Source organism: Pontibacter litorisediminis (assembly GCF_029360645.1).
GTDB lineage: Bacteria > Bacteroidota > Bacteroidia > Cytophagales > Hymenobacteraceae > Pontibacter > Pontibacter litorisediminis.
This window is the reverse complement of the sequence record NZ_JARDUA010000006.1, coordinates 36,312-51,165: the sequence shown is the minus strand read 5'-3', so window position 1 is coordinate 51,165 and position 14,854 is coordinate 36,312. Positions and strand designations below refer to the sequence as shown.

The 14,854-nt window shown below is 54.1% G+C and carries 12 protein-coding genes; 9 read left to right on the top strand and 3 right to left on the bottom strand.

What is annotated here, in order from left to right:
• Positions 1-29: 29 nt before the first annotated feature.
• On the bottom strand, positions 30-1,163 hold the full coding sequence (locus tag PXG97_RS16305; protein ID WP_276498858.1) for an endonuclease/exonuclease/phosphatase family protein: 1,134 nt from the start codon (positions 1,161-1,163) through the stop codon (positions 30-32).
• Between the two features lie 345 nt (positions 1,164-1,508).
• On the opposite strand from PXG97_RS16305, the gene PXG97_RS16300 reads away from it, so the two are divergent.
• The 3 genes from PXG97_RS16300 (at position 1,509) to infB (ending at position 6,358) form a co-directional block, all read left to right on the top strand.
• On the top strand, positions 1,509-1,982 hold the full coding sequence (locus PXG97_RS16300; protein ID WP_276498857.1) for a ribosome maturation factor RimP: 474 nt from the start codon (positions 1,509-1,511) through the stop codon (positions 1,980-1,982).
• Positions 1,983-1,989: 7 nt separating this feature from the next.
• On the top strand, positions 1,990-3,243 hold the full coding sequence (nusA, locus tag PXG97_RS16295) for a transcription termination factor NusA (protein ID WP_276498856.1): 1,254 nt from the start codon (positions 1,990-1,992) through the stop codon (positions 3,241-3,243).
• A gap of 121 nt (positions 3,244-3,364) precedes the next feature.
• On the top strand, positions 3,365-6,358 hold the full coding sequence (gene infB / locus PXG97_RS16290; RefSeq protein WP_276498855.1) for a translation initiation factor IF-2: 2,994 nt from the start codon (positions 3,365-3,367) through the stop codon (positions 6,356-6,358).
• A 296-nt stretch (positions 6,359-6,654) separates the two neighbouring features.
• On the opposite strand, the gene PXG97_RS16285 is transcribed toward infB, so the two are convergent.
• Positions 6,655-7,005 (bottom strand): hypothetical protein, encoded by a 351-nt coding sequence (locus PXG97_RS16285; protein WP_276498854.1) that lies wholly within the window; start codon positions 7,003-7,005, stop codon positions 6,655-6,657.
• A gap of 92 nt (positions 7,006-7,097) precedes the next feature.
• Positions 7,098-8,057 (bottom strand): DUF3078 domain-containing protein, encoded by a 960-nt coding sequence (locus PXG97_RS16280; RefSeq protein WP_276498853.1) that lies wholly within the window; start codon positions 8,055-8,057, stop codon positions 7,098-7,100.
• 271 nt (positions 8,058-8,328) lie between these two features.
• Here PXG97_RS16280 and PXG97_RS16275 point away from each other — a divergent pair, with 271 nt between their 5' ends.
• From PXG97_RS16275 to lolB1, 6 genes are all read left to right on the top strand, one after another.
• Positions 8,329-9,111: an enoyl-CoA hydratase/isomerase family protein gene (locus PXG97_RS16275; RefSeq protein ID WP_276498852.1), complete on the top strand. Its 783-nt coding sequence runs from the start codon at positions 8,329-8,331 to the stop codon at positions 9,109-9,111.
• A gap of 34 nt (positions 9,112-9,145) precedes the next feature.
• Entirely contained in the window at positions 9,146-10,642 is a 1,497-nt protein-coding gene (locus PXG97_RS16270; protein ID WP_276498851.1) for a lipopolysaccharide biosynthesis protein, read from the top strand.
• Between the two features lie 18 nt (positions 10,643-10,660).
• Positions 10,661-11,110 (top strand): dUTP diphosphatase, encoded by a 450-nt coding sequence (gene dut / locus PXG97_RS16265; RefSeq protein WP_276499083.1) that lies wholly within the window; start codon positions 10,661-10,663, stop codon positions 11,108-11,110.
• A gap of 154 nt (positions 11,111-11,264) precedes the next feature.
• Positions 11,265-12,272, top strand: coding sequence for a sugar phosphate nucleotidyltransferase (locus tag PXG97_RS16260; protein ID WP_276498850.1), 1,008 nt, complete (start codon positions 11,265-11,267; stop codon positions 12,270-12,272).
• Between the two features lie 3 nt (positions 12,273-12,275).
• A complete protein-coding gene (locus PXG97_RS16255) occupies positions 12,276-14,033 on the top strand; it encodes a tetratricopeptide repeat protein (RefSeq protein WP_276498849.1) in 1,758 nt (585 codons plus the stop codon).
• The gene (gene lolB1, locus PXG97_RS16250) at positions 14,026-14,775 is read left to right on the top strand and encodes a lipoprotein insertase outer membrane protein LolB1 (RefSeq protein WP_276498848.1); all 750 of its coding nucleotides are present in this window, start codon (positions 14,026-14,028) and stop codon (positions 14,773-14,775) included. Before PXG97_RS16255 ends, lolB1 begins: the two co-directional genes overlap by 8 nt.
• The last annotated feature ends 79 nt before the right edge of the window (positions 14,776-14,854 follow it).

Below are 14,854 nucleotides of genomic sequence, written 5' to 3'. Positions count from 1 at the left end.
TAATAAATATTGCGCTCCTTCTCCTAACGCTATTCAGCGCTCTTTGGCTGTAGCACGTACGTTGCCGAAATCGGGAAATGGTCAGAGAGTCCCATCTCGTAGTGCGTCTGAAAGTTGTATGCCTCCAGCTCCTGGCTATAGAACTGGTTATCGATGCGCAGGAACGGGAGCAGGCCGTTGTAGGTGGCCCCCACCCCGTTGCCCGCTTTTTCATGCGCGTTCTGCAGCTCCTTTGCCAGTTCGTTGTAAGTATAACTGAAGGGGATGTCGTTGAAGTCGCCACACACAATAACCGGGTAAGGCGAGGCCTGCACGTGTTCCAGCAAATGCTGCACCTGGGTGGCACGGGAGATAAACCCGCTGCGCAGGCGGCGCGCCAGGTTGCGGCTCTCTTTCTTGAAGCTTGTCTCGTCGCCGATAGCCGAGTAAGTATTCTCAATGTCCTCCGACTTGATGCTCATCGACTGCAGGTGCACCGCATATACCCGCACGGTATCTCCTTTCACATCAATATCAACCCAGGCGGCGCGGTTGGCGCTTCGCGCCGGTGTGTTCTCAAACCTGATGGTGCCACTTTCCACGATCGGGTACTTCGAAAAGATCGCAATTCCCAAGTCAGCGGCAATCCTATCTCCTACAGAGGTAGAGGCATACTTATACCTCCCGTAACGCTCCCCGATGCGCTTGAAGTTATTATACTCCACAGAGTTCACGCGGCTGTAGAATTCCTGCAGGCAAAACACATCGGCGGGATGCTGGGCCACCCAGTCAATCATGTCGGTAGACACCTGGGGCACGCCCTTTACAATCTTGTCGTAGGCGTTAAACACATGCACGTTAAAGCTCATCACCTGCAGTGTTTTGGCTTCCTCAGGAACCTCCTTGCCAAAGTTAATGGCAACCAGGCGGCCATAGTAGCTCCACCCAAGTATAAACGCCGAGAGCGGCAGCACCAACAGCCACGAGCGGCGCAGCACCCAGTAAACCAGGAACAGAAAGTTAAGCACAAGCGCCCCCGGGAGCGAGAAAGCCACAAAGCCGGCCAGCCAGAAACTGCTGGGTGGCACCTGTAGGCATACCACGCCCAACAGCATCCAAAGCACCACCAGGGTGTTCAGAATAAGCCATACCCGTCTGCGAATTAATTTGAATGTTCCTGACACGAGAGCAAACTTACGAATTCTGCATCTATCTATTCCAAGCTGCCCTACAGAATATCTCTGTGCCCGTACAAACAGTTACTTACCGCCTGCATAGGCATTGTAACTACTGGCGAACTAAATGCAGCCTGCCACTGTTTTTCAATAAGATTCCGGCTGCCGCTTTTGGCCATGGCCGATGAGTAAACCCACACATGATTTCCCGCGAAGCAATGATTTAAATCATCGCAGGGATCATCGCTACATAATTTGTTGTGTATATAATGAATTTGTAGTAAATTTGCAGCAATATTTCCAAGGAGCTGAGGGGGACACAAAGTCCCCTTCTTTATTTCTTATCCGTTTGCTATGGCACTTACTGCGAAGAATATAAGAGAAATGGCCGAGGCCAGCCTGCCAGACAGTGACTTGTTTATTGTGGATGTGGCGGTGTCAGACTCACCGGCCAGGCCCAAGATAACGGTGCTGGCCGACGGCGAGCAGGGCATCACCATAGACCAATGCGCTAGCATCAGCCGCCGCATCAACGCCAAGATAGCCGAGGCTTTTGGCGAAGACATGGCTTACGTGCTGGAGGTGAGTTCGCCAGGTGTGGACTTCCCCCTGACGCAACCGCAGCAGTTTAAGCGCCACACGGGCCGCAGCCTGAAGGTAAAGCTGCAGGACGGCACCGAGAAAACCGGCAAGCTGGAGGAGGTAACCGACACCGGGCTAAACTTGATGGAGGAAGTAAAACAAAAAGGAAAAAAGGCAACGTATGTGCCTGTGCAGATACCCTTCGGGGACATTGTAAAAGCAAATGTTGTAATCTCATTTAAATGATAAGATAATGAACAGTTCAGTCCTGATCGAGTCGTTCGCCGAATTTGCGAAATTCAAGAACATAGACCGCCCGACCATGATGCGCATCCTGGAGGATGTGTTCCGCACCATGATCCGCAAGAAGTGGGGCACCGATGAGAACTTCGACATCATCCTGAATGTGGAGAAGGGAGACCTGGAAATCTGGCGTAACCGCGAGATCGTGGACGACAACTCCGAGGACATCTGGGACCATGATAAAATTGCCTTGTCTGACGCCCGCAAGATTGAGCCGGACTTTGAGGTTGGCGAGGAAGTGTCGGAGGAGGTGAAGCTGGAGGACTTTGGCCGCCGCGCCGTGCTCACGGCCCGCCAGACGCTGATCCAGCGCATCAAGGACATGGAGAAGGAGTTGCTGTTCCAGAAGTATAAGGATCTGGTAGGCGAGATCATCTCCGGTGAGGTGTACCAGGTATGGAACCGCGAGGTACTGCTGCTCGACCAGGAGGAGAACGAACTGCTTATCCCTAAAAATGAGCAGATCCCGAAAGACCGTTACCGCAAAGGCGACGTAGTAAGAGCCGTGGTGCAGCGCGTAGAGATCGTGAACGGAAACCCGAAAATCATCCTTTCGCGTACCTCTCCTACCTTCCTGGAGCGCCTGTTCGAGAACGAGGTGCCGGAGATTTTCGACGGCCTGATCGCCATCAAGAAAATCGTCCGTGAGCCAGGTGAGCGCGCCAAGGTAGCCGTAGAGTCGTTCGATGACCGCATTGACCCGGTAGGCGCCTGCGTAGGTATGAAAGGCTCCCGTATCCACAGCATCGTGCGCGAGCTGGAGAACGAGAATATCGACGTGATCAACTATACGGAGAACCTGGAGCTCTACATTCAGCGCGCCCTTAGCCCGGCTAAGATTAGCAGCATGAAGGTAGACGACGAGAACAAGCGCGTGTCTGTGTTCCTGAAGCCTGACCAGGTATCGCTGGCGATCGGCAAAGGCGGGCAGAACATTAAGCTGGCCAGCCGTTTGGTAGACATGGAGATCGACGTGTTCCGTGAGTCGGAGACGTATGAGGAAGACATCAGCCTGGAGGAATTCACGGATGAGATCGAGGATTGGGTGATTGCAGAACTTCGCCGCATCGGCTTGGATACCGCCAAGAGTGTGCTGGCCGTAAGTAAGGAAGATCTGCTGCGCCGTACGGAGCTGGAGGAGGAGACCATCGACGATGTGCTTTCAATCCTCCGCGAAGAGTTGGAAGAAGAAGATAATCAATAGTTGTGAGTTGTGCTTCGTTGCGCTAATTTTGAAGAAAGTTAGCCAGGAGCACAACCTATACCTTTAGGAATAAGGCAACTATACTTTTAATACGAATAACTAGACAGCATATAAGAACAAAATGGCAGAAGAAAAAACAAGGAGGCTTAAACAGGTTGCGACTACTTTAAACATTGGTACATCTACCATCGTGGATTACCTCTCTGCTAAAGGGTTTGAGGTGGAAAACAAGCCAACCACCAAAATCACGGCAGAGCAGTTCAATATGCTGGCTAAGGAGTTCGCTGCATCCATGCAGGAAAAGCAGGAGGCGGATGAGATTCATATTGGTAAAAAGCCGCAGACGAACCAGGTTGTTGAGTCGGAGCCTGCCCACGAGCCGAAGAAGGCAAGTGAGCCAGAGCAAGAGATTCTGATTAAAAACGCCAAAGCGCAAGAGGCACCGGCAGCACCTAAAAAAGAGGAGCCAGCCGGCGAGCCTGCATCTAAGCTGCCAGGCATAAAGGTACTGGGCAAGATCGAGCTGGATGCCAAAGGCAGACCTGTTCCAAAGCAGCCGGAGCCAAAACCAGAGGCCCCTAAGGCAGAAGAGAAACCTGCCCCAGCCCCTGCTCCAGAGGCGCCTAAAGCCGAAGCAACTGCCGAGCCGGCAGCTGCCCCGAAGGCTGAAGCGCCAGCAAAACAGGAGCCGGAGGCCCCTGCTGCACCAGCCGCCAAAGCACCTGAGGCACCTGCCAAGCCACAGCCTGAAGCGCCTGCACCGCAAGCAGAGCCCGTTGCCGAGAAACCGGCAGCGCCAGCACCTAAAGAGCCCGCCGCAGAGAAGGAGCCACAGCAACCGGCCGCACCTGCAGAGGCAAACAAAGGCACAGAAACAAGAGAAAATATAGAAACGATTACAGCAAAAGCAGACCAGCTTAAAGGTCTAACTGTACTGGGCAAAATCGAATTGCCGGTAGAGTCGCGCAGAAAAGGCGCCAAGCCCGTTGCTTCGTCTGATGACCGCAAGGGTAAGAAGAAGAAGCGTAAGCGCATTATGGTGGCCACGGAAGGTGGCCAGCAACAAGGAGGCCAGCAAGGGCAGGGACCAGGACAGGGCCCGAACCGCCCGATACAGCCTGCCCAGCAGCACAACCGCCCAGACCGAGGCCCACGCCCGGGCAAGCCAGGCAAAGGCAAACCAGCCAGAGCCGAGAAAGCGGAGGTTACTGACAAGGAAATTCAGGAGCAGATCAAGGCTACGCTTGCCAAGCTTAGCGGGGGCAAAGGAGGCGGGGGCAACCGCGCCAAATACCGCCGCGAAAAGCGCTCGGCCATTGCCGATGCAACCGAGGAGCGCCGCATGCAGGAGCAGGCAGAGTCTAAGACACTGCGTGTAACGGAGTTCGTTTCGGCGAACGACCTGGCTTCCCTGATGGATGTGAGCGTAAACGACGTGATCAAGGTGTGTATGCAGCTGGGCATGTTCGTTTCCATTAACCAGCGCCTGGATGCAGAGGCCATCACCATCATAGCTGATGAATTTGGCTACGCTGTTGACTTCATCACATCCGAGGAAGAGCAAGGCCTGGAGGATATTGTAGAGGAGAACGAGGAGGCCTTGACTGACCGGGCTCCTGTCGTAACTATCATGGGACACGTTGACCACGGTAAAACGTCCCTGCTCGACTACATCCGCAACGCGAACGTAACAGCCGGTGAGGCCGGTGGTATTACGCAGCACATCGGTGCCTACAAGGTACAGACGGAAAGCGGGCGTACGGTTACTTTCCTGGACACACCTGGTCACGAAGCCTTTACGGCGATGCGTGCCCGTGGTGCCAAGGTAACGGACGTGGTTATTATCGTGGTAGCGGCCGATGACTCGGTGATGCCACAGACCAAAGAAGCGATCAACCACGCGCAGGCTGCAGGTGCTCCGATCATCATTGCCCTGAATAAGATTGATAAGCCTTCGGCCAACCCGGACAAAGTTCGTGAAGAGCTTGCCCAGATGAATATACTGGTGGAAGAATGGGGTGGTAAATACCAGTCACAGGAGGTTTCTGCCAAAACCGGCCTTGGTGTGGCAGACCTGCTGGAGAAAGTGTTGCTCGAGGCAGAACTGTTGGAGCTGAAGGCTAACCCTGACCGCTCGGCCATTGGTACAGTGATCGAAGCCTCTCTGGATAAAGGCCGTGGCTATGTGGCCACCGTACTGGTACAGACCGGTACGCTGAAGATCGGTGACGTGGTACTGGCTGGCTCTCACTACGGTAGGGTAAAAGCCATGACCGACCATCGTGGCAAGAAAATGAAAGAGGCTGGCCCATCGACCCCGGTACAGTTGCTGGGTCTGGATGGCGCGCCGCAGGCGGGTGACAAGTTCGTGGTGATGGAGTCTGAGCGCGAAGCCAGAGAGATCGCCTCCAACCGCTCGCAGCTGCAGCGTGAGCAGAGCCTGCGCACCCGTAAGCACATCACCCTGGATGAGATCGGTCGCCGCTTGGCAATCGGTACCTTCAAGGAACTGAACGTGATCGTGAAAGGTGACGTGGACGGCTCGGTAGAAGCTCTCTCCGACTCGTTGCTGAAGCTGTCAACAAACGAAGTGCAGGTAAATATCATCAGCAAGGGTGTGGGTGCCATATCTGAGTCTGACGTACTGCTTGCCTCCGCCTCTGACGCGATCATCATCGGCTTCCAGGTGCGTCCGTCGCAGAACGCCCGCAGGCTGGCCGAGCAGGAGCAGATTGACGTGCGCCTGTACTCGATCATCTACGACGCCATCAACGAGGTGAAGGATGCCATGGAAGGCATGCTTGCCCCTACGCTGAAAGAGGAGATCACCGGTAACGTAGAAGTACGTGAGGTCTTCAAGATCAGCAAAGTGGGTACCATTGCAGGTTGTATGGTTACAGACGGCACGATACAGCGTAACGCCAAGGTACGCCTGGTGCGCGACGGCATTGTGGTGCATGATGGCGAGATACTGGCCCTGAAGCGATTCAAGGACGACGTGGCCGAGGTAAGACAAGGCTACGAGTGCGGTATCAGCCTGAAAGGCTACAACGACATCCAGGTAGGCGACATCATCGAGGCCTATGTGGAGAAGGAAGTGAAGCGTACGCTGTAACAGCAGCGCAGCACATAAGTATAAAAGGGCCCCGGCAACTGAAAGTGCCGGGGCCCTTTGGCTTTGTACCCAAAGCACCTGCTATACTTGTGCCTCCTGTTGGAGTATAGCAACAGAAGCCGAGGCTGGTAAACTAAGCCAACAAGCAAGGTAGCGTCTTCTCTAGTCGCTGCAGCGTGGATGTGCAGGCGCAGCAAGGCCTGGAAAAGAGAAAGGGCTGCCTCCCTTTTGGGGAGCAGCCCTTTTATACTTTACAGGACATTGTATTTGCTTCTCTTACGTTCTCTGTGAAGGCATTAGTCGTTGGGCCCTTTCAGCAGCCCCATGCGCTTCAGCTTGCTTCGGTCACGCTTACGCTTCTTCATCATTTTATCCTCCTTCTTCAGAATCTCTTTCATGCGCTTGCTGTTGGCAATCCTCCTTTTGGCAAAGCTAGAGCGTGTTTCACCCTCATAGGTGTTAAAGCGGGCATCCAAGCCGGAAGAACGGCGGTCAACGGCATCTACAGAAGCGCCTTTGGTGTCAGCCTTGGCAGTTCCCCAATATTCATCCTTCCCGCTATCGCTACTTAAAGACGACTGGGCTTTGGCTTCCGAAACACAAAGTACAATTCCAAGAGAAAACAACAACAGAATTAGTTTCTTCATAACAGCTTGTTAACGTTTCATGTATACAACGCAAACAGGTTCTAAAAGTATACATTTTTTGCAAAACGCAACGCCGCTGCAGAAAATTCCTTCTATTTAAATTTGTACGATATCCCTATGCCGAGAGTCTGCTTCACCTGCAGGCGCGGCCCCTTTCCGTCCACCTTATCATCGCCCGACCGGTCCACGTCTATCTTCACGTCGTCATCATAGATCATGTGTGCAAAAAAGCTGGCCGATACCACTTTGTTTACCTTAAAATTGATCAGGTTCTCCCAGTTCAGGTCCACATTTTCGGGCTCGCGCAGGTAATTGGAGAAAAGGTCCAGCTTCGACTGCAGCGTGATGTTCTTCAGTACCTCATTCTTGTAGCGCACGTTCACGTAGCCACCAAACTCGCGGCGCAGGTGCTTGCCTGTGCCGGGAATTGGGTTGCCCTCCGCATCTTTCCGGGCGCGCTCCACCCCGAAAGCGCCTTTGTCAGCCAGCATTTGGCTCTCTACTATGGTAAATTTGCCCGTAAAAGGCGAAATAAACACCGACAGCTTCTCGTTGGGCTTGTAGTCCATACCTAGTGAGGCAAGTATAAAGGCCGGGGCAAAGAAATTGGAGCGCAACGTGTCCCGGGTGATGGTATAGGTGGGTGTCAGCTGCGTTTTCAGGTTCATCTGCCCGGTGTAAAACCAGCGCTTGGAGGCGCGGTAGCCGTACTTCAGGTTCAGCTCCATTTTATCATCGCTCTTCTGCACGCGCTTCCCCTCCAGCTTCACCAGGCCATATGTCAGGTCAAGCGAGTTGTTCCAGGTGTGTTTGCCCTGGTTATAGTTAGCGTACAGGTTAGCATTTCCCAGCACCGAAACCGTGTTCTGGCCGCCGGCCGCCCAGTTAGACAGGCTCACCTGGCTGAAGTTGACAGAACCGATACCCCCAAAGTCCCAGATGTTTACCTTGGGGGACGCCACGACCGGGGATGCGGCAATCTGCCGCTTGGCTACCAGCGGCACAGTAAGGGGCGCTGCATCAACAGGCGGCAATAGAACAGCACGGTTCACAGCGGGCGGCACAACATCAGGGCGCTGAGCCAGGGAGTCCAAAAAAGAGAGCGCAAAGAAAACTGTAAGAAGAACCGTGAAAGGGCGTCGGGAATAAAAGAGCATGATAATATACTTTAGAAAGAGAGCAGCAGCGGCAAAGCCGGCAACAAAACTCCCTACACTTTCGTCCGCTAACAGGCAGCAAGCGCCACCGCTGTTCCGGATTGAACTAAATCCTTATATTTGTGGCAAAGAAAAAAGATTCTGATAAGAATTGAAACCTACAACTATGGCAATATACGAAAACCTGCTGCTCGACCAGCAAAATGGCATTCTCTTTATCACCATCAACCGCGCCGATAAAATGAACGCGCTCAACATCGAGACGATCCGGGAGATCCGAAACGCGATGCAGCAGGTGTATGACGATGCCAGCATCAAAGGTGCCATTATTACGGGGGCCGGCTCCAAGGCATTTGTGGCCGGTGCCGATATAACGGAGATCGCCGAGCTGAGCGAGGTGACCGCCCGCAGCTTTGCCGAGCGCGGCCAGGATGTGTTTGCCATGATTGAGCGCAGCACGAAGCCTGTGATCGCTGCCGTGAACGGCTTTGCCCTGGGCGGGGGCTGCGAACTGGCCATGGCCTGCCACATACGGGTGGCGGCAGAGAACGCGCGTTTCGGGCAGCCGGAAGTAAACCTGGGCCTGATACCGGGTTACGGCGGCACACAGCGCCTGACGCAGCTCATCGGCAAGGGGAAAGCCGTGGAACTGATGATGACTGCCGATATGGTGAATGCGCAGGAGGCGCTGCAGCTTGGCCTGGCGAACCACGTGGTACCGCAGGAGCAATTGATGGATAAGTGCGTGGAGATCATGGAGAAAATCATGAGCAAGGCGCCGCTGGCCGTTGGGCTGGTGATTGAGTGCGTGAACGCGGTATTCAACAACGACGAGAACGGCTACCAGACAGAGGCTAACGCCTTTGCCCGCTGCTGCACCTCCGAGGATTTTGTAGAAGGCACCAGCGCCTTTATAGAGAAGCGCAAAGCCAACTTCACCGGAAACTAAGTACAAGCCCCTCCCCGACCCTGAAATAGAACGCATGAGTATAGCCAAGAAATTGGTCGGGCAAACTGCTGCCTACGGTTTAAGCAGTATCGTAGGCAGAGCCTTAAATTACCTGCTCGTACCCGTTTATACCTCCGTCTTTCTGCCGGCAGAGTATGGCGTGGTGTCGTACCTGTATGCCTTTGTGGGCTTCTTCAACATACTGTACACGTATGGTATGGAGACGGCCTTTTTCCGGTTTGCCAATAAACCCGGTGCCGATCAGCGAAAGCTCTACAACCAGGTGCTCAGCCTTATCGTTGGCTCCAGCCTAGCCTTTACGGCTGTACTCATACTTGGCTCCGGGGCTATTGCCGACTACAAGGGCTATTCCGCGCAGGAGCAGAACTACATTATTTGGCTGGCAGTTATACTTGCCATTGATGCCATTGTAGCCATACCCTTTGCCTGGCTCCGGCTGCAGAACAAGGCCGTTAAGTTCGCCTCCATCAAACTGGCGAACATTCTTATAACCGTGGGGGCCAACCTGTTCTTCCTGGTCGTTTGCCGCCATATTTACGATGGGGCTTACCTGCAGGAGTTACGGCCGCTGGTGTCGCAAATTTATGACCCGGATTTTGGCATCGGCTACATTTTCCTGATCAACCTGGTGGCCAATGCGCTGCTCATCCCCATGCTGTGGCGCGAGTTCAGCATCTTCCGGTTCGAGCTGAACAAGGAGTTGCTGCGCCCGATGCTCTCTTACGCGTACCCCCTGCTGTTTATGGGCATGGCCGGCATGGTAAACGAGGTGATTGACCGTATCCTGCTGGAGGAGTGGCTGCCGGAGGGATTCTACCCCCAGCACAGCAATGAGGCCGTGGTGGGCATCTACAGCGCCTGTTACAAGCTAGCCATTTTCATGACGCTGGCCATACAGGCCTTCCGCTATGCCGCCGAGCCGTTCTTCTTCTCGCAAGCTGAGGACAAGAACTCGCCGCGGACCTTTGCCCTTATCATGAAGTGGTTCGTGATCGCCTGTGCCTTCATCTTCCTCTTCATCTCGGCGAACCTTGAGGATTTTGCCTTGTTCCTGCGCAGCGAGGCCTACCGCGAAGGTATCATGGTGGTGCCGGTGCTGCTGCTGGCCAACCTGTTCCTGGGCGTGTACTACAACCTTTCGGTGTGGTTCAAGCTAACAGACAAGACAACGTACGGCACCTACATCAGCTTCGGCGGCGCGGCCGTCACCATACTTTTCAACCTGCTGCTCATTCCTGTCATCGGCTACATGGGCTCGGCCATCGCCACCCTTATCTGCTACTTTAGCATGGCTCTGGCAAGTTACGTTTTGGGCCAGCGCCACTACCCTATCCCCTACCCGGTAAAAAGTATAACCGCCTACATTTTACTGGCGGTGGGGCTAGTATGGTTGGCCTTAGGCGTTGACATCGAGCACTTTTGGCTGCGCCATGCCTACCACCTGGCCATCTGCGCGGCTTTCCTGGTTATTGTGTGGCTGCGGGAGCGCTCCAGGCTCCTTAAACTTTAATGTGTATATTTAGAGATGATGAACAACAAGAACCTCCCGGTTAACGTCATTAACCAATCCAAGCACGACTTGCCGGGCTACCAAACCATACATTCCGCGGGCATGGACCTACGGGCCAACCTGGATGCACCTGTTACGTTGAAGCCACTACAACGCGCGCTCATCCCGACGGGGCTCTTCATAGAGCTGCCGGAGGGGCACGAGGCGCAGATCCGCCCCAGAAGCGGACTGGCCTATAAGCACGGCATCTCCATCGTCAACAGCCCGGGCACCATTGATGCGGATTACCGTGGCGAGATAAAAGTGCTGCTGGTAAACCTGTCGGACCAGGATTTTGTGGTGGAAGACGGCGAGCGCATCGCTCAGATGGTGGTGGCAAAGTATGAGCGCGTGGCGTGGCAGCAAGCCGCCTCCCTCTCCGACACCGAACGCGGCGCAGGCGGCTACGGCAGCACCGGGGTTAAGTAGTCGTTGCTCGTTAATCGCGCACAAGAATAAATCCGGTTAATGAGCAACAAGCAACGAGTAACGAACAACCAGTAACGGATAGTCAACACCGAATAACTAAGCTACAGCAAAGGGCTGTAGCTCGAACATAAAAACCAGATACAAAAAAATAGCTATGAGGATTATCATACCGATGGCCGGAATGGGCAAGCGCATGCGCCCCCACACACTTACAGTACCGAAACCGCTTATCCCTATCGCAGGCAAGCCGATTGTGCAGCGCCTGGTGGAGGATATCGCTAAAGTATGCCACGAGCCGATTGAGGAAGTGGCCTTCATTATCGGGCACTTCGGAGAGGAAGTGGAGAACGACCTGAGGGAAATCGCTACCCAGATCGGAGCCAAAGGCACGATTGTATACCAAGAGGAAGCACTGGGCACAGCCCACGCCATCCTTTGCGCCAAAGAGTCTTTAGAAGGCAAAGTGGTAGTGGCTTTCGCCGACACGCTTTTCAAGGCCGACTTCCAGCTCGACACCAACGCCGACGGCACGATTTGGGTGCAGCGCGTGGAGGACCCGCGCCCCTTCGGCGTGATCAAGCTGAACGAGAACAACGAGATCACTGACTTTGTGGAGAAGCCGCAGGAGTTTATCTCCGACCTGGCCATTATCGGTATCTACTACTTCCGCGACGGGGCATACCTGCGCGACGAGCTGCAGTACCTGCTCGACAACGACATCAAGGACAAAGGCGAGTACCAACTGACCAACGCCCTGGAGAACATGAAGAACAAAGGCACCAAGTTTATACCTGCCGTTATCTCGGAGTGGCTCGATTGCGGAAATAAAAACGCAACCGTTTATACTAACCAACGCTATTTAGAGTATATAAAGGATGAGGAAGGCCTGGTGGCCTCGTCGGCAAAGCTGGAGAACGCAGTCATTATCCCGCCTGTTTACATTGGCGAAAACGCCCGGATCACCAACTCGGTGGTTGGCCCGCATGTTTCCATTGGCAACGGCACAAGCGTAGAAAACTCCGTGGTGAGCAACTCCATTGTTCAGGAGAACACCATCCTCAAAAACGGCAACGTTGCAAACTCAATGCTCGGCAACTTTGTTGTGTATGAGGGGCGCCAGTCTGACCTCAGCCTCGGCGACTACAATACACTTGCGGAGTAACACATGACTACATTCAGAAACATCATACTTGCCACCTGCTGCCTGGCCTTGCTTGCCACTGGCGAAAGCACGGCGCAATCGTCTAAAAAGAAGAGGGCCAAAGCCACCCAGGAGGCACCGGCCCCCGTAGTGCAGGCCCCGAGCGAGCGCGACAGGCAGATAAGCGAGGCGATGTTTCTGGATGGCATGAGATATTTTATGCTGGAGGACTATCAACAAGCCCTCCAGCTTTTTCAAAAAGCCTACACCGTTACCCCCAACAACGCTGCCCTGAACTACAAGATCGGCGAAACCTACCTGCAACTGAAGGAGCCGAAGTCGGCGATGCCTTTCGCCCAGGCCGCCGTGAAGCTGGAGAAGAAGAACGCCTATTATTACCTGCTGCTGGCCCAGCTCAACACGGAGCTACAGCAGTATGATGCCGCTGCCCAGGCCTTCAATGACCTGTTGGCCAATGTGCCCAACTCCAACGAGTACCTCTTTAACCTGGCCGATCTATACTTGTCGCAGTCGCGTTACGAGGATGCACTGAAAACCTATGAGCGCATTGAGAAAGAGTTTGGGGAGATGGAGCAGCTGCTGGTAAACCGCCAGCAGATCTACCTGCGTCAGAAGAACGTGGACAAGGCCATTGCCGAGGGCGAGAAGCTGCTGAAGGCTTACCCAACGGAGGTGCGCTACTTTTTGGCCCAGGCCGAGCTCTACAACGCCTCCCGCCGCCCCGACGATGCCATTTCTACCCTGAATAAGGCCCTGCGCCTGGAGGCCGGCAACCCTTTTGCCCACCTGATGCTTTCCGACCTGTACCGCCAGAAAGGTGAGCTGGAGGAGTCTGAGCGCCAGGTGAAACAGGCTTTCGCCAGCGCAGAACTCGACATCGACACCAAAGTACGCATACTGGTGGATTTCATCCGGCAACTGCCTGACCCCAAAATTGAGCCGGTGGCCCTGGAACTGGTGGACCTGACGATAGAGAAGCATCCGGAAGAAGCCAAGGCCTATGCTGTGGCCGCCGACCTGCAGACCATTGTCGGAAAGAAGCAGGTGGCCCGCGACAATTACCTGAAGGCCGTGAAGCTAGATGACTCCCATTTTAAGATATGGCAACAGATTGTGCTGCTGGACGCGGAGCTGGAGGAGCCTGCCGCCATGGTGAAACATGCCGAACAGGCGCTTGAGCTTTTCCCGAACCAAGCCGTTTTCTGGTTTTACAGCGGCACCGGCCATTTGATAGAGAAGAACTTTGAAAAGGCAGTGAAGGCCCTGGAGTACGGCAAGCGTCTTTCGGTAGGCGAGCCGGAGCTGGTGATGCAGTTTAACATGCAACTGGGCGATGCCTACAACTCCCTTAAAAATTACGAGAAGTCTGACGCCGCCTATGAAGCTGTGCTGGTGCAGGATGCCAACAACGAGCACGTACTCAACAACTACAGCTATTTTCTGTCGCTGAGGGGGGATGGGCTGGAAAAAGCCCGGCAAATGTCGGAACGCTTGGTAAAGCAACATCCAACCAACCCCACTTACCTGGATACTTATGCGTGGGTGCTGTACAAAATGGGCAACTACACCGAGGCCCGCAAGTTCCTGGAGCAAGCCGTGGCCATCTCCGACGATGCCACCATCGTGGAGCATTACGGCGATGTGCTGTTTAAACTCGGCAAGAAAGAAGAGGCCGTAAGCCAATGGCAAAAAGCCAAGCTTAAGGGCGAAGCCTCCGCCTTTATCGACAGAAAGATAAAAGAGAAAAAACTTTATGAGTAAGCAGCTATTGCTTTTCCTGTGCGGTTTGCTGCTATTGGCAAGCTGTAAGAAAGATACTGTACCTACCTCCGCCACTGCAGCCACCACCACGGTTGGCGCCGTAAAAGTAGAGAACCTCGATTTTTCCTACCTCAGCAGCAAGGCCCAGATCACCCTGAACGACAAGAACGATAACTTGTCCTCCGGCGTCAGCATCCGGATGCAGAAGGATAGCGTGATTTGGGTATCAGTGCTACCAGGGTTGGGCATTGAGGCCGCCCGCATGATGCTGACGCCCGACTCGGTGTACTTCATGAACCGCCTGAAAAAAGAGTATGTGGCCACCGACTACCGCTTCCTGCGCAGCAAGCTGCAGGTGGATGTGAACTTTGAGGTGCTGCAGGCCATCCTGCTAGGCAACTACCAGGCAATGGGCTCCGAGAAAATTATGGCGCAGGAAGACCGCAGCCACATACAGCAGCAGCGGCAGAACCTCACCTTCGACTACTTTATCAGCAGCCTGAACAACAAGCTGCAGCAGCTGAACGCAAAGGATGTTAACACAGGCAACACGATCACTGTAAAGTATAACAGCTTTACCCCGATCGGGCAGGTGCCCTTTGCCTATGAACTGGTGGCACAGGTGCTGCAGAAAGGCGAAGTGTCTGATTTCACCTTGAAGCACAGCCGTGTTACTGTTTCGGAGGAACCGCTTAGCTTTCCGTTTGGCGTCCCCGGCGACTACACCCATCTCACGTTTTAATTAAATTTCAGGGCCCGTTGGTTCTTCCGTTTTAGTTTCGCCATATTTGTAGACTGAGAGTAGAAGAACTATACCTTTT